The sequence below is a fragment of the Bradyrhizobium vignae genome, assembly GCF_900324035.1.
Taxonomy (GTDB): Bacteria; Pseudomonadota; Alphaproteobacteria; order Rhizobiales; family Xanthobacteraceae; genus Bradyrhizobium; species Bradyrhizobium vignae.
In genome coordinates this window covers 4,483,698-4,499,258 of record NZ_LS398110.1, presented here as the reverse complement: position 1 = coordinate 4,499,258, position 15,561 = coordinate 4,483,698, and the positions used below count along the sequence as shown (strand labels likewise).

11 protein-coding genes are annotated in these 15,561 nt (G+C 64.7%); 4 read left to right on the top strand and 7 right to left on the bottom strand.

Translation table 11 applies throughout. The annotated features are described in order from the left end of the window. Nucleotides 1-350: 350 nt before the first annotated feature. On the bottom strand, nt 351-1,250 hold the full coding sequence (locus tag BRAD3257_RS21940) for a LysR family transcriptional regulator (protein WP_122403541.1): 900 nt from the start codon (nt 1,248-1,250) through the stop codon (nt 351-353). Nucleotides 1,251-1,353: 103 nt separating this feature from the next. Here BRAD3257_RS21940 and BRAD3257_RS21935 point away from each other — a divergent pair, with 103 nt between their 5' ends. Then, nucleotides 1,354-2,343 (top strand): zinc-dependent alcohol dehydrogenase family protein, encoded by a 990-nt coding sequence (locus BRAD3257_RS21935; protein ID WP_122403540.1) that lies wholly within the window; start codon nt 1,354-1,356, stop codon nt 2,341-2,343. 79 nt (nt 2,344-2,422) lie between these two features. Here BRAD3257_RS21935 and BRAD3257_RS21930 read toward each other — a convergent pair whose 3' ends face one another. From BRAD3257_RS21930 to BRAD3257_RS21910, 5 genes are all read right to left on the bottom strand, one after another. Then, nucleotides 2,423-3,757 (bottom strand): ABC transporter substrate-binding protein, encoded by a 1,335-nt coding sequence (locus tag BRAD3257_RS21930; protein WP_122403539.1) that lies wholly within the window; start codon nt 3,755-3,757, stop codon nt 2,423-2,425. 11 nt (nt 3,758-3,768) lie between these two features. Then, on the bottom strand, nt 3,769-4,638 hold the full coding sequence (locus BRAD3257_RS21925; protein WP_122403538.1) for a carbohydrate ABC transporter permease: 870 nt from the start codon (nt 4,636-4,638) through the stop codon (nt 3,769-3,771). Then, a complete protein-coding gene (locus tag BRAD3257_RS21920; protein ID WP_162500302.1) occupies nt 4,635-5,585 on the bottom strand; it encodes a carbohydrate ABC transporter permease in 951 nt (316 codons plus the stop codon). The genes BRAD3257_RS21925 and BRAD3257_RS21920 overlap by 4 nt, the downstream gene beginning before the upstream one ends. A 1-nt stretch (nt 5,586) precedes the next feature. Next, entirely contained in the window at nt 5,587-6,438 is an 852-nt protein-coding gene (locus BRAD3257_RS21915) for a phosphodiesterase (RefSeq protein WP_122403536.1), read from the bottom strand. Nucleotides 6,439-6,641: 203 nt separating this feature from the next. Then, entirely contained in the window at nt 6,642-8,114 is a 1,473-nt protein-coding gene (locus BRAD3257_RS21910; RefSeq protein ID WP_122403535.1) for a protein adenylyltransferase SelO, read from the bottom strand. Between the two features lie 196 nt (nt 8,115-8,310). On the opposite strand from BRAD3257_RS21910, the gene aspS reads away from it, so the two are divergent. Beyond that, nucleotides 8,311-10,083, top strand: coding sequence for an aspartate--tRNA ligase (aspS, locus tag BRAD3257_RS21905; RefSeq protein ID WP_122403534.1), 1,773 nt, complete (start codon nt 8,311-8,313; stop codon nt 10,081-10,083). A 182-nt stretch (nt 10,084-10,265) separates the two neighbouring features. Here the strand turns inward: aspS and BRAD3257_RS21895 are convergent, their stop codons facing one another. Beyond that, nucleotides 10,266-12,236 (bottom strand): hypothetical protein, encoded by a 1,971-nt coding sequence (locus BRAD3257_RS21895; RefSeq protein WP_122403532.1) that lies wholly within the window; start codon nt 12,234-12,236, stop codon nt 10,266-10,268. Nucleotides 12,237-12,482: 246 nt separating this feature from the next. Between BRAD3257_RS21895 and BRAD3257_RS21890 the strand changes: the two genes are divergently transcribed. Next, the gene (locus BRAD3257_RS21890; protein WP_122403531.1) at nt 12,483-14,792 is read left to right on the top strand and encodes an NADP-dependent malic enzyme; all 2,310 of its coding nucleotides are present in this window, start codon (nt 12,483-12,485) and stop codon (nt 14,790-14,792) included. A 314-nt stretch (nt 14,793-15,106) separates the two neighbouring features. Further along, complete coding sequence (locus BRAD3257_RS21880; protein WP_122403529.1) at nt 15,107-15,559, top strand: DoxX family membrane protein; 453 nt, start codon at nt 15,107-15,109, stop codon at nt 15,557-15,559. Nucleotides 15,560-15,561 lie beyond the last annotated feature (2 nt).

Here is a 15,561-nt window from a genome sequence, read left to right as displayed (position 1 = left end):
CGGCCCATGACACTTGATATCAGCCGTTCTGCCGAAAGTGCTGTGATGTCAAGGGGCTCTAAGCGAATTCAAGCCTTGCATCCGACAGGAACCGGGACTTTCCGACCAAATTCCTATTCGTAACGGACCCGCTGCGAGGGTTTTCGCGCGCAGGGCAGCGCCACCACGATCACGCACATGGCGACCAGAGCCAGTCCCAGGAACTCGAAAACCAACAGATCCACGGCGAAATCTCCAGAAACATTGATAGATTTGTCGGGGGTATGTTGAGGGTCTGTTAATTCTCGAGGTTACCGGCCCTGTCGGCCGCCGGATGGTGGACGAGGGGTTAATGCCGGAAAGGGTGACCGTCACGTCATCAGCTTCGGCAGAGCCGCAGCCAGAGTGTCCACGGCGGTGCGGACCTTTGGCGGCAGCCGAGGCGAACGGGGCCACAGCGCGTGGCACTCGTAGAGGAATTCCGGCTGATCGCTGAAGAGACGGACCAGTGCGCCAGTGTCGAGGCGCTCGCGGACCAGCCAGTAGGGCAGCCAGGCGAGGCCCATGCCCTGCATGGCGGCATCGGCGATCGCCTCCAGATCGTCGAGCCTCAGCCTGCCTGCAGGCATGATCTCGCGCGGCGGCCCGCCTTCCTGCGGAAACAGCCACGGCCGGACGCGCCCCGAGCGGCGATAGATGATCGCCTGATGCGCGGCGAGATCGTCGATCGATTTCGGCCTGCCGTGATTGCGCAAATACGAGCGCGCGCCGCACACCACCATGCGCTGGCTTGCGATCCGCCGCGCGATCAGGCCGGACTGGTCGTCGAGATCGCCGGTCCGGATCGCAAGATCATAGCCGGCCTCAATGATGTCAGCGATCGGATCGCCGAAAGAGAGGTCGAGTTCGAGATGCGGGTATTTTCGCGCGAGCTTCATCAGCAAGGGCGCGATGCAATGCCGTCCGAGCAGGGCAGGCATGGTCACGCGCAGCCTGCCGCGCGGCTCGGAGCGCGCGTCGGATACGACGGCGTCGGCGGCGTCCGCCTCGGCGAGTACGGCGCGGCAGCGCTCGTAATAGGCCTGGCCGGCCTCGGTCAGGCTCTGCCGCCGCGTGGTGCGGTTGAGCAGGCGAACGCCGAGGCGGTCTTCGAGAAAGCGCACATGCTTTCCGACCATCGGCCCCGACATCTCCAAGGCGTCGGCGGCAGCCGCGAACGAGCCGAGATCGACGGCCCTAACGAATACGGCCATGCTGGTCAGGCGGTCCATGATTGAAAACTCGTGGTTTCGACTGTTCACTTGGCTAAGCGATTTATCCGCTTGCTCCGGGCCGGCATAGCTCCATTCAGTTCAACTGTTTTGGAGTGCATCCATGGCCCGCGCCGTTCGCTTTCATCAGCATGGTGGTCCCGAAGTGCTGCGCATCGAGACCGTCGACGTCCCGTCGCCGGCAACGAGCGAGGTGCAGATCCGGGTCAGAGCACTCGGTCTCAACCGTGCCGAAGCCCTGTTGCGAAGAGGGACCTATATCGAGAGCGCGACATTTCCGTCGGGGCTGGGTCTGGAGGCGGCAGGCGTCGTCGAAGCGGTCGGGGATGATGTGACCGGTTTTGTGCCAGGCGATGTCGTGAGCATCGTCCCGCCGCTTTCGATGGTGCGATGGCCAGCCTACGCCGAGCTCGCGACCTTTCCGGCCGAACTCATCGTGAAGCATCCGCCCGAGCTTGGCTTCGAGACTGCCGCCGCGGTGTGGATGCAATATCTGACGGCTTATGGCGCGCTGGTCGACATCGCCGGACTTGGGCCAAGGGACATCGTTGCCATCACGGCGGCATCGAGCAGCGTCGGGCTCGCGGCAATCCAGATTGCGAACCGGATCGGCGCTGTCCCGGTTGCCCTGACGCGGACCTCGATCAAGCGGCGGGCCCTGCTTGATGCCGGCGCCGCCCACGTTGTTGCCTCGGACGAGGAGCTTGTCGGAGCGCGACTGCTGGAGATCGCCGGTTCGAAGGGCGTCCGCGTGGTATTTGATGCCGTCGGTGGTCCCGCATTCGAGCCACTGACCGCGGTCATGTCGCCGGGCGGGATCCTGATCGAGTATGGCGGCCTGAGTCCCGCGCCGACGCCGTTCCCGCTCTCCAACGTACTCGGCAAGAGCCTGACGCTGCGCGGCTATCTCGTGCACGAGATCGTCCGCGATCCCGCGCGCCTTGCGAAGGCAAAGGCGTTCATTGTCGACGGGTTGTCTGACCGCACATTGAAGCCGATCATCGCCAGGACGTTTCGCTTCGAGGACATCGTCGAGGCGCATCGCTTCCTGGAATCGAACAATCAGTTCGGCAAGATCGTGGTAATGATCTAATCACGCGCGTTCTCAAAAACGCATTCGGCGCCCCGCATGACGGAGCGCCGAAGTTTGTTTGTGCCACGGGCAGCCGGCCTTACGGCAGCTTCAGCGAGGTCTCTGCGTTGTACGGCCTGAGTGTCTCGTCTGCGGCCTTCTGCGCGGCGGCGAGGGCTTCCTTCGGCTGCTTCTTGCCGTTCAGGACCAGCATCACCTCGTCCTCGAGGTTCTTGCGCACCGGGACCGTCTTGTAGGTCGCGAACCACGGCTTTGCGACCTCGAGCTGCTCGACGGCGGTCTTAGCGTCCGGGTTCTTGCCCAGGAATTCGACCATCTCGGGCGTCTTGTAGGCGGCCACGTTGGGCGCGAAGTAGCCGGTGGCGCGGCTCCACCAGCCGCTCTTCTCGGGCGAGGTCATCCACTTGATCAGCGTCCAGGCCGCCTTCTGCTTGTCGGCTTCGAGCCCAGCCGGCATGATCAGCGAGGCGCCGCCGATCGGCACGGCGTTGCGGACGTTGCGCGGGATGAAGGCGACCTTGTAGGCGAATTTGGCGTTGTCGCGCACGTAAGTGAGCGAGCCCGTCGACAGCATCATCATCGCGGCATTGCCCGATATGAAGGAGGTGCTGACGGCAGGCCCGGGCGTCGCGCCGGGCGGATGCACCTTGTGCTTGGCGATGAGGTCGTTCCACCAGGTGAGCGCCCCTAGCATCGAGGGCGTGTCGTAATAGACCTCGCCGCCGAACTCCTCGTTGTAGTAGCGCCCGCCGTTGCTCATGGTGAGCGTTTCCATCATCCAGCCGCAATAGTCGTAGGCGCAGGGGATCGCGATGCCCCATTGGGTCACCTTGTCACCATCGCGCTTGGTGAGCTTCTTGGCCCAGTCGGTGAGCTCGGCCCAGGTCTGCGGCGGCTTGTCCGGATCGAGGCCGGCTTCCTTGGCCTTGTCGGCATTGATGTAGAGCAGCGGCGTCGAATTGTGGAACGGCACGCCGTAAACCGAGCGGTTGATCACCGCGTTGCCCTGCAGCGCCGGGAAGAACTGGCCCAGGAACTTCTCCTTGGTGGTGCCGTCGGCGGCGATCAGGCCGTCGAGATTGGTGAGCTGGTTCTCGATCTGCATGTCGAGCAGGAAGTTTGCCGACATGATCACGGCGGCCGGCGGCTTGCCGGCCTTGATCGCGGCACGCGTCTTGATCAGCGTGTCGTCATAGGAGCCGGTGTAGACCGCGGTCGCCTTGACGTCGGGATGGGTCTCGTTGAACTCCTTGATCAGGGTGCCCATGTCGCGGGCGAGCTTGCCGTCGACGGGGACGGGGAAGAACAGGTCGATCTCGGTCGGGCCTTCGCCGGCGAGGGCCGGGAAGGCGACGGCGCCTGCCAGTGAGCCTGCCACGGCAAGGCCGAGCATGAGCCTGCGGGAGAACAGCATCGGAAAATCTCCTATTTGATGCCTGAGGTGACGAAGGAGCTGATGAAGCGCTTCTGGAAGATCAGGAAGACGACGAGCAGCGGCGCGATCACCATGAGCGTGCCTGCGGCGATGGTGCCCCAGGCTTGCGTGCCTTCGGCGGTCTTGGTGAACACGGAGAGGCCGACCGTGAGCGGCCGCTTGTCCGGCGAGTTGATCACCATCAGCGGCCACAGGAAGTCGTTCCAGTGGCTGGTCACGGAGATGATGGCGAACGCGGAGAAGCTCGGCATCGACAGCGGCACGTAGATGTGGCGGATGCGCTGGAGCAGGCTGGCGCCGTCGATCAGGGCTGCGTCTTCCAGCTCGGTCGGGATCGCCTCGAAAGCCTGGCGCATCAGGAAGGTGCCGAAGGCGGAGGCGAAGAACGGCATCATCACGCCGGTCAGCGTGTCATAGAGGCCGAGCTGCGCGACCAGCGACAGGTTCGGCACGATCAGGAGCACCGGCACCAGCATCAGCTGCATCAGGAACAGGTAGAAGATCAGCGTCTTGCCGGCGAAATCCAGGCGCGCGAAGGCAAAGCCCGCGAGCGTGATCGTGACGAACTGCACCAGCAAGATGCCAGTGCAGATGATCGTGGTGTTGATCGTGTAGCGCGGGAAATCGCCGATCTCCCAGGCGTCCCTGACATTGTCGAGCGTGGGCTTCAGGCTCGGCATCAGTTCGGCCATGGCGTTGATGCCGTCGGAGGCGGGGCGCAGCGTCGCCACGACCATCCACAGGAACGGGATCAGCCAGACGATCGCGAGCAGCACGGTCAGCGCAAAGCCGAGCTTGGGCGTGATCTCGCCTCGGGTGGCGAGCGGGGCGTCCTTGTAGAGCCTGTCGATCAGCTTCATGGCCCGCCCTCCCGGTTCGCCATGGTGCGGAAGGACAGTGCGGTGAGCCCCATCAGTGCGGCGAGGGTCAGCAGCGTTGCCGCCGAGGCCTTGCCGATGTCGTAATGCTCGACCGCCTGCTGGTAGATGTAGAACAGCACGAGATTGGTCGAATTGGATGGCCCGCCCTGGGTCATGACGAAGACGTGGTCGACCTGCGTCACGGCGTTGAGGATCGCGATGACGGTGACGAACAGGAAGGTGGGCTTGAGCTCCGGCAGGATGATGTGGCGCAGGCGCATGTAAGGCCCGGCGCCGTCGAGATGTGCGGCCTCCATCACGTCCTCGGGCACGGCCTGAAGGCCGGCGAGGAAGAACAGCATGTAATAGCCGGCGTTCTTCCAGATCGTGATGATCATGATCGCGTAGAGCGCGATATCGGGGTCGCCGAGCCAGTTCGGCAGCACCGGCAGCAGCCGGCCGATATAGTAGTCGAGCAGGCCGACATTCGGCAGGAAGATGAACAGGAACAGTGCTGATGCCGCGACCATCGGGATCAGCACCGGCAGGAACAGCGCGGCGCGCAGGGCGCTGTTCACGGCATGGGTGCGTGCCAGCGCCAGCGCGAACAACAGCGCAAGGGCGATGCTCGGCACCGCCGTGCCGACGGCGTAGATCAGGTTGTTGACGATCGCGCCGGTGAAGGCGGGGTCGGCGAGGACTGCGCTGATATTGTCGAGGCCGACGAAACGCACCGGCGCCTTCGGCGTGGCGCGCTGATAGAGCGCGTCGATCACGACGCGCCCCATCGCGCCATAGGTGAACAGCGCGAGGAAGATCAGCGAGGGCAGCAGCAGCAGATAGGCGGGCAGCGAAGCTTTGAGGCTGCTCGTGAAGCGCTTCAGGACGTGCAGACGCGGTGCCGCCGACGTCGCGACCGGGAGAGCCGCGGGTTCAGCGAGGCTCATCTCATGGCGCCCGAAAATTGAGCGCATAGTCGCGGCCGTCCACTCCCGCCGGTGGCTCGAAGGGGAAGCGCAGACTTTGGTCGAGGAAATCGTGGCTGTGCACGACCAGGTGCTCCTGGTCGATCAGCACCACGCCATAGGCCGGCGGCTCGTGGCTGGCGAGGTGCTCGGTGGCGGCAGCGTCGAGCTCGAACCAGACCTGGTGATTGGTGCCGCGCAGCGTCGAGAACGGGATCTTGCCGTAGCTGCCGAAAATCGGCCGGTGCACATGGCCGAAGAAGAGGTGGCGGATGCGCGCGCGGTAGGGCGCGATGACGTCCGCGAATTCGGCGCTCTGCTTCAGCGCGATCTCGTCCATGGCGTGGACCCCGACCGGGAAGGGCGGATGATGCATGAACACGACGAACTCTTGGTCGGCGGGCGCGGCGGCGAGCGTGCTCTCCAGCCAGCCGAGGCGCTTTGCGCACATCTCGCCGGCGTGGCTGGTCTCGTCCAGCGTGTCCAGGAACACGAACAGGCCGTGCTCGGTGGTGCGCGTGCCCTGCACGAAGCCGTTGGCATCGCGCGGCGCGGCTTTCAGCGCGTCGAGGCAGGTGACGCGGCGGTCGTGATTACCGACCATCGCGATGTAGGGAATCTTCAGCGCCGCCATCGCCTCGGCGAAGTTGGCGTAGGACTCGGCCTCGCCCCAATGGGTGAGGTCGCCGGTCACGACCGCAAACGCAGCGTCGGACTGATGCTTGTTGATGTCGGCAATCGCCGCATCCAGCCGGGCGCGCGGATCGAGGCCGTAGAGCGTCAAGCCGGGGTTCGCCAGGTGCGTGTCGGTGAGGTGGATGAATTTGAAAGGCATGGCGCGCTGTGTCGGGACGGTTGGAGGATGGGCGCCTCCGGCAAGACGGCGCTGCCAGCCCGTTAGAGCGCGTGTGTTTCAGTTTGATGACAGCGGTTCCCGAAGGTTGGACGCGTCCACAGCGTCCGCCGCAGAGCAATGGACCAGCGCAAGGCGCTATCCACAAAGTGAAGCAATTAGAGGTCGTGCGTGGTCGGGCGAGCTCACGTCCCGCAGAACGTCTGCAGCACGCGTTGGTCCGGCAGCGGCGGATCGGCGTAGGCCGCATGCTCCGGCTGGTCCTCATACGGCTTCGCCAGCACCTTCACCAGTTCCTCGAACGGGCCGTAGTCGTCGTCGTTGACGGCGGCCTGGATCACGGCCTCGACGCGGTGGTTGCGCGGGATGAACATCGGGTTGACGGCGTGCATTGCGGCCTGCCGCTCGGCCGGGTCTTGCTGCTCCAGCGCGACGCGCGCGCGCCAGCGGCCGGCCCATTCGTCGAACACTGCGGGCTCCATGAACTGCGCGCGCACGTCGGCGGCGTCATCAGCGGCGGCATCGCCCAGCTTGCGGAAGGTGAGGGTGAAGTCGGCCTGGTTCTTCGCCATGGCATCTAACAGGTCCTGGATCAGCGCATCGTCGCCGTCGCGCTCCGTGAACAGGCCGACCTTCTTGCGCAGGCCTGCCTGATAGGCGTGGCTGAACTGATCCGAGAAAGCGCCGAGGATCTCCTGTGCTTCCGCGACCGCCTTCTCCTGCTCGTCCGAGAAAAGCGGCAGCAGGCATTCGGCGAGGCGTGTCAGATTCCACAAGCCGATGCGCGGCTGGTTGGCATAGGCGTAGCGGCCCATCTCGTCGATCGAGGAAAAGACCTGCGCGGGGTTGTAGGCATCCATGAAGGCGCAGGGGCCGTAATCGATGGTCTCGCCTGATATGGACGTGTTGTCGGTGTTCATGACGCCATGGATGAAGCCGACCAGCAGCCAGCGCGCGATCAGCTCGGCCTGTCGTGCGACGACGGCAGCGAGCAGGGCGTGATAGGGCCGCTCCGCATGCAGCAGCTCCGGGTAATGCCGGGTAATGACGTGATCGGCGAGACGGCGGATCGCATCGGTGTCGCGGCGGACGGCGAAGAACTGGAAGGTGCCGACGCGGATATGGCTGGAGGCGACGCGCGTCAGCACCGCGCCCGGCAGTGCAGTCTCGCGGATGACGTGCTCGCCGGTGACGACGGCGGCGAGCGAGCGGGTGGTCGGGATGCCCAATGCGAACATCGCTTCGCTGACGATGTATTCGCGCAAGACCGGTCCAAGCGCGGCGCGGCCGTCGCCGCGGCGGGAGAACGGGGTAGGGCCAGATCCCTTGAGCTGGATGTCGCGGCGGACGCCGTCCTTGTCGATGACCTCGCCGAGCAGGATCGCTCGGCCGTCGCCGAGCTGGGGAACGAAATGCCCGAACTGATGGCCGGCATAGGCCATGGCGATGGGATCGGCGCCCGCGGGAACCGTCTTGCCGGCCAGGATCTCGGCACCTTCCGGGGTCTCCAGCACGTCAGGATCCAGCCCGAGCTGGATCGCCAGCGGCCGGTTCAGCTTGATCAGCCGGGGCGCGGCCACGGGGGTCGGCGCGACGCGGGCAAAGAAGCTGTCCGGCAGCGCCGAATAGGAGTTCTGGAAGGGGAAATGGACCGTCATGGCCTCAAGATAGGGCTGGAACGCCCGATGGCAAAGGCTTGTGCCCTGATCGGCCAAAAATGGGCACCTCAGGCCCCAATCAGGGCGTTCCCTTGGTTGCCGCCTTGGGTCTCGTCGGGTAAACCCTGCCGCAACTTCGGACTGGCCATGACAGGCCGCCCGATTCGCTTCCTCCGACATTGATTTTGGGACGACCATGCATCGCTACCGGTCACATACATGCGGCGCGCTCCGCGAGAGCAACATCGGCGAGACCATCCGGCTCTCGGGCTGGGTCCATCGCGTGCGCGACCATGGCGGCGTGCTGTTCATCGACCTTCGCGACCATTACGGCCTGACCCAGTGTGTGGTCGATCCGGACTCGCCGGCATTCTCGCTGGCCGAAAAGCTGCGCTCGGAATTCGTGGTCAAGATGGACGGCAAGGTCCGCCGCCGCCCCGACGGCACCGACAATGACGACCTGCCGACCGGCAAGGTCGAGGTCTATGTCAGCGAGATCGAGGTGCTGGGCCCGGCCGGCGACCTGCCGCTGCCGGTGTTCGGCGACCAGGAATATCCCGAAGACATCCGCCTGAAGTATCGCTTCCTCGACCTGCGCCGCGAGAAGCTGCACCAGAACATCATGACCCGCGTCGAGATCATCAAGTCGATGCGCCGCCGCATGGAAGAGCAGGGCTTCTTCGAGTTCAACACCCCGATCCTGACTGCATCCTCGCCGGAAGGCGCGCGCGACTTCCTGGTGCCATCGCGCATCCATCCCGGCAAGTTCTACGCGCTGCCGCAGGCGCCGCAGCAGTACAAGCAGCTCTTGATGATGTCGGGCTTCGACCGCTACTTCCAGATCGCGCCGTGCTTCCGCGACGAGGACCCGCGCGCCGACCGCCTGCCGGGCGAGTTCTACCAGCTCGACGTCGAGATGAGCTTTGTCACTCAGGAAGACGTGTTTGCCGCGATGGAGCCTGTGATCACCGGCGTGTTCGAGGAGTTCGCCAAGGGCAAGCCGGTGACGAAGGGCTGGCGTCGGATTCCGTTTGCGGAGGCGCTGCGCAAATACGGCAGCGACAAGCCGGACCTGCGCAACCCCATCGAGATGCAGGACGTCTCCGAGCACTTCCGCGGAAGCGGCTTCAAGGTGTTCGCGCGCATGCTCGAAGATCCCAAGAACCAGGTGTGGGCGATTCCCGCAGCTGGTGGCGGCAGCCGCGCGTTCTGCGACCGCATGAATTCGTGGGCGCAAGGCGAGGGCCAGCCCGGCCTCGGCTACATCATGTGGCGCGAGGGCGGCGAGGGCGCAGGCCCCCTCGCGAACAACATCGGGCCCGAGCGCACCGCTGCGATCCGCGCGCAGCTCGGCGTGAAGGAGGGCGATGCCGCCTTCTTCGTCGCCGGCGATCCCGACAAGTTCTGGAAGTTTTCGGGGCTCGCCCGCAACAAGGTCGGCGAGGAGTTGAACCTCACCGATAAGGAGCGGTTCGAGCTCGCCTGGATCGTCGACTTCCCGATGTACGAGTACAACGAGGACGACAAGAAGGTCGACTTCTCGCACAACCCGTTCTCGATGCCGCAGGGCGGCCTGGAGGCGCTGAAGTCGCAGGATCCGCTGACCATCAAGGCGTTCCAGTACGACATCACCTGCAACGGCTACGAGATCGCCTCGGGCGGCATCCGCAACCACGTGCCGGAAGCCATGGTGAAGGCGTTCGAGATCGCAGGTTACGGCGAGCAGGAAGTGGTCGAGCGTTTCGGTGGCATGTATCGCGCCTTCCAGTACGGTGCCCCGCCGCATGGCGGCATGGCCGCAGGCGTCGACCGCATCGTGATGCTGCTCTGCGGTACCACGAACTTGCGCGAGATCTCGCTATTCCCCATGAATCAGCAGGCCATGGACCTGCTGATGGGCGCGCCGTCGGAAGCCACGACAAAACAGCTCCGCGAGCTGCATGTGCGGGTGAACCTGCCGCAGAAGTGATGTGGCTCTTCGCCTCTCCCCGCATCTGGAGAGAGGCGCGCTCTCTCCACGCGTCATTGCGAGCGCAGCGAAGCAATCCAGAATCTTTCCGCGGAGGGACTCTGGATTGCTTCGCTGCGCTCGCAATGACGGGGAGGGATTTTCGCCAGGCAGCTGCCGCCCAATTTCGCAGCAAAAAAGTCCTACAGCCCCGTCGAGGCTTCGATCCTGAACTGCGCCAGCGCGCTCTCGGGGTCGCTTTGCGACAGCTGCATCAATTGCATCAGAGGGACCTTGGCTCGGGGCATCAGCTTGACGCTCAGCGTTTGGCCTGACGCCTCTACGAAACCAGCGAGCGCATCGACCGCCATTCTCGCGTCGCCATTGGCCCCCGCGATCTTCTCGCCCTGCGCACGGATCATCGCGACGATGGCGCCGCGCGCGGCGTCGCGGCTGACATTCTGCATGCGCGCGAACTGGGCCACGACCAGATCAACCACGCCGCGATCGCGCAACGAGAGCTCGATGGCGCCGGTCTCGACCTCGACCAACTGAGCCATCGCCTCGGACCGGTCCGTCGTGGTGAAGAGGTCGCGCGGCAACTTGGCAAGCGCCACTCTCAGCTGCGCCCTGGCGAGGTTGCCGAGATCGAGCGTGGCGGGTGCGAGTGCGAACGCGCCCGACGATTCCGTCCAGGCCGCGCCGAGATCGAGGTCGATCGCGAGCTTGTCCACGCCTGCCACGATCAGCGGCTGCAGGGCCGGATTGGCGGGATCGGTCGGTGTGACCATCTTCACGACCAGACTGGCCTTGCTCGGGATCGATCCGACCAGCTGGCCCCAGTTCATGCTGATCGTGTCGATGGTGACGAGCTGCCGCGTATTCTTGTAGGGCGAGACCACGCCCTTGATCTCGGCACCTTCCAGCACGCGGAACAGGCCGAGCATCTGGTCAGGCGAGGGCGGCTGTCCGGGCGTTCGGAGGCTGGCGGCCCAGCGCATCAGATTGGCCGCGCTGAAGGACTTCAGCGCGAAACGCTCCATCTTGAGCTGCCCCTGCGGCAGCGGCATGTCGAGGGCTTCCAGCACGATGTTATCTTGATCGTATTTGATGGCGCCGAGCCGCCCCGTTCCTTGCGGCGTCTCGATTGTCTGCTTGCCGATCTCGACTTTGCCGATCTGGAAGCCCTCGAAGAAGTCAGCGACCTTCTCCATCATGTCGCGCGACTGCGCCGGCGTCGGGATCGAGCCGTCAGCCGGCACCAGCGCGATTATCTCGGCCGGGCGGAATTTGGAAGGCCGGATCGCGATGTCGTCGAAGGTGATGCCGTCGACCTGCAGGCGCACGCCCGGTGCGGTCGTCACCATGTAGGAGTTGACCGAGATGCGTCGATAGATTCTGTGGAAGCTGTCGTCGCTCGCCCCTTGCTGATCGAGCGCGGCCCTAACAGCGGTTGAGTTGAAATCAGTGGCGGCCAGGCCGGATAGCTCGCCGATCATTTTCGTCGGTTTGCCCGGCTGAGCCAAGTCGATCGAATAGGTGATGCGGTCCGTCTTCGCCGTTTCGATCTTGCCGTGGTCGACGTTTTGGATCGATAGGCCCGAATAGACATAATCGCCGCTGCCGGCATTACCGGTGCCCGCATCGACGTTGACCGAAACGGTCGGTACCGCAATCGACGAGGCCGAGACGGTTGCGTATTGCGCCAGCATGAAGCGGTACATGTCGATGATCGAGCCAGACAGCGACGCCTCGGCCCCACGAATCGGAGCCGAAAAGTCGCGCGCCGTGATCTGCGGAATCTTGTAGTTCGCTTTCAGCTTCGCCGGCTCCGTGTAGGTGAAGGTGGCCTCGACACCGGACACGTCAATGCTGTCGGCCGACAAATGCCTCTCATCTGGCTGGCGTACGCCGACGGCCGTGATCTTGGCGACCTTGACATTGGCGAGCTGCGGCTGGGCGGGCTCGACATTGATGTCCTCGACCGTCAGCGTCCGGCTCGACAGCTCGAAGGCGATCTTGCCATGGCTCGCCTTGCCGCCACTTGCGCGGATCTGCGCGAATGCCGCCTCGACCTCGCTGGTTGCCCGATGCTGGACATAGAGGTTGAAGCCAAACCATCCGCCCGCTCCGAGCACGGCTGCCACGATCAGGCCGATCAGGATCCGCTTCATTCCCAGCTCCAGTTGCTCGTTTTACACCGCACAACCTGCCATATTCGCGAAACCTCGGGCCGTCCAGGGAAAGCTATGGTTTTCAAATATTTGACGGTGCGCCCTGTTGATGGGGCCGCAATCGGATGTTGCCACCGGGCCTTCGGCCGTGCTTCATCCCGTTTCCACGACCCGGAAATCCCGTCCGCTTCGGCCGGCGCTCCGGATGACGCATTTTGAGGCCGGTAACGCGAGGCAAGACACCGCATGTCATCCTATTCTGATGATCTCCACCAGGCGGCGCTGGCCTATCATCGTCTGCCGCGCCCCGGAAAGCTCGAGATCCAGGCAAGCAAGCCGCTTGCGAACCAGCGCGACCTGGCGCTTGCCTATTCCCCGGGCGTCGCCGCGGCTTGCACCGAGATCGCCAAGAACCCGGCCGAGGCGGCCACGCTCACCACCCGCGCCAATCTGGTCGCGGTGGTCTCGAACGGTACCGCGGTGCTCGGCCTCGGCAATATCGGCCCGCTGGCCTCCAAGCCGGTGATGGAAGGCAAGGCGGTCCTGTTCAAGAAATTCGCCGGCATCGACGTGTTCGACATCGAGATCGCCGCCGACACCATCGACCGCGTGGTCGAGACGGTGGCGGCGCTCGAACCGACCTTCGGCGGCATCAATCTGGAAGACATCCGCGGACCGGAATGCTTCGAGATCGAGACGCGCTTGAAGGAGCGTATGAAGATCCCGGTCTTCCACGACGACCAGCACGGCACCGCCATCATCGTCGCCGCCGCCATCGTCAATGGCCTCAGGCTGAACGGCAAGAAGCTGTCCGAGGTCAAGATCGTGGCCTCGGGAGCAGGGGCTGCCGCAATCGCGACGCTGAACCTGTTGGTGTCGATGGGCGCGCAGCGCAAGAACATCTGGGTCTGCGACATCGACGGTCTCGTGCATGAGGGGCGCAACACCTCGATGGACCGCTGGAAGGCGGTCTATGCGCAGAAGACCGACAAGCGCACGCTCGCCGACGTCATCGGCGGCGCCGACATCTTCATCGGCCTCTCGGCACCCGGCGTGCTCAAGCCCGAGATGGCCAAGGCGATGGGTGACAAGCCCTTGATCATGGCGCTCGCCAACCCGGTGCCGGAGATCATGCCGGAAGAGGCGCGCAAGGCGCGGCCCGATGCCATGATCTGCACCGGCCGCTCCGACTACCCGAACCAGGTCAACAACGTCCTCTGCTTTCCCTTCATCTTCCGCGGCGCGCTCGACGTCGGCGCCACCGCGATCAACGAGGAGATGAAGCACGCCGCCGTCGAGGCCATCGCGCAGCTCGCGCGCGAGGCGCCGTCGGATGCGGTTGCGCAGGGTTTCGACACCGGCGAGACGCAAGGCTTCGGTCCGGGCTCGCTGATCCCGAGCCCGTTCGATCCGCGCCTGATCCTGCGCATCGCGCCGGCCGTGGCGAAGGCGGCGATGGAATCGGGGGTCGCGACGCGGCCCATCACCAATTTCGACGAGTACAGGGCGCTGCTCGAGCGCTTCGCCTTCCGCTCCGGCCTCGTCATGAAGCCGATGTTCGCCAAGGCCAAGACCCAGCCGGTCCGCGTGATCTATGCCGAAGGCGAGGACGAGCGCGTGCTGCGCGCCACGCAGGTGGTGCTGGAGGAGAAGCTGGCGCGACCGATCCTGGTCGGCCGCCCGACAGTCGTCGAGGCGCGCATCAAGCGCTTCGGACTCTCGATCAAGGCCGGCAAGGATTTCGACCTCGTCAATCCCGAGGACGATCCGCGCTACCGCTCCTACGTGCAGTCCTATGTCGAGGTCGCCGGCCGTCGCGGCGTGACGCCGGATGCGGCACGCACGGTGGTGCGTACCAACAACACTGTTATCGCGGCGCTTGCGGTGGTGCGCGGCGAGGCCGACGCCATGCTCTGCGGCGTCGAGGGCCGCTATATGAGCCATCTGCGCCATGTGCGCGAGATCGTCGGTTTCTCGCCGGGGATCAGCGATTACGCCGCGCTGGCGCTGCTGATCACCAGCAAGGGCGCCTTCTTCATCGCCGACACGCAAGTGCGGCCCAATCCGAGTGCGGAGGAGCTGGCCGAGATCGCGGCGCTGGCGGCCCTGCACGTGCAGCGCTTCACCCTGAAGCCGAAGGTCGCTTTCATCTCGCATTCCGATTTCGGCAGCTACGATACGGACTCCTCGCGCAAGATGCGGCGGGCGACCCAACTCCTGAAAGACAAGCATCCCGAGATTGAGGCCGACGGCGAGATGCAGGGCGACACCGCGCTCTCGGCTGCGGCCCGCAAGCTCGTGCTGCCGCACTCCAAGCTCGAGGGAGAGGCCAACATCCTGATCATGCCGAACCTCGACACCGCCAACGTGGCCTATCAGATGATCAAGGCGCTGGCGGACGCACTTCCCGTCGGTCCGATTCTGATCGGCCCGGCGCGCCCGGCCCACATCCTGACGCCGGGCGTCACCGCGCGCGGCATCCTCAACATGACGGCGGTTGCGGTCGTGGAAGCCCAGGAGCGCGCCGCGCGGCAGCAGCCGACGTTGTTTACGTAGCTGCTTCGCCCGCTCAAGGTGTTTTGGGGCGCTCGCTCCGCAAACTCGTCATGCCCAGCTTGTCCCGGGCATCCACGTTTTTCGTCCTGCGAGGCAAGTCGTGAATGGCCGGGTCAAGCCCGGCCATGACGCTGAGAGCGTTGCGGCCGATCGCGCCGCTCTCGGTTCGATTCCGCTAGGGAGCGCCAACTGAATAGCGCGCCGCCAGCTTTGAATTCCTCGCGGCTCTCCATTTCCTCGTTTGAAAAGCGCAAACGGACTCTTCATAATCCCCTCGAGCGTTCCCTGCGGTAGCGCTTTGCAAGAGGCCGATCATGCCAGCGTTCGTGACTTTCGGGCGAATCCTGTTCGCGGTGCTGTTCGTCTATACGGGCGCAACCAAGCTCTTTGCCATCCAGGCGACCGCCGATCTCATCGCCGCCAAGCTGGTCGTGCCTGACGTCATCGCCCCCTATGCCAAGCAGATCGAGGCGGCGACGGCCATGACGACGCCGCGGCTCCTGGCGATTGCGATCGGCGGGCTCGAGATCATTGCGGGGCTGATGATCGCGCTGAACTTCGGCGCGCGCTTCTTCGCGATGCTGCTGATCATCTACGTCGCGGTCGCGACCGTCCTGTTCTACGATTTCTGGAACCAGACTCCGCCGGACAACGCCAAGATGCTGGTCGACGCGCTCAAGAACCTGTCGATCATCGGCGCGCTCTGCATGATCATCGGCTACGGCCGCACGACGCGCCCAGCTGAGGCGGCCTACGGCGACGTCTAGCC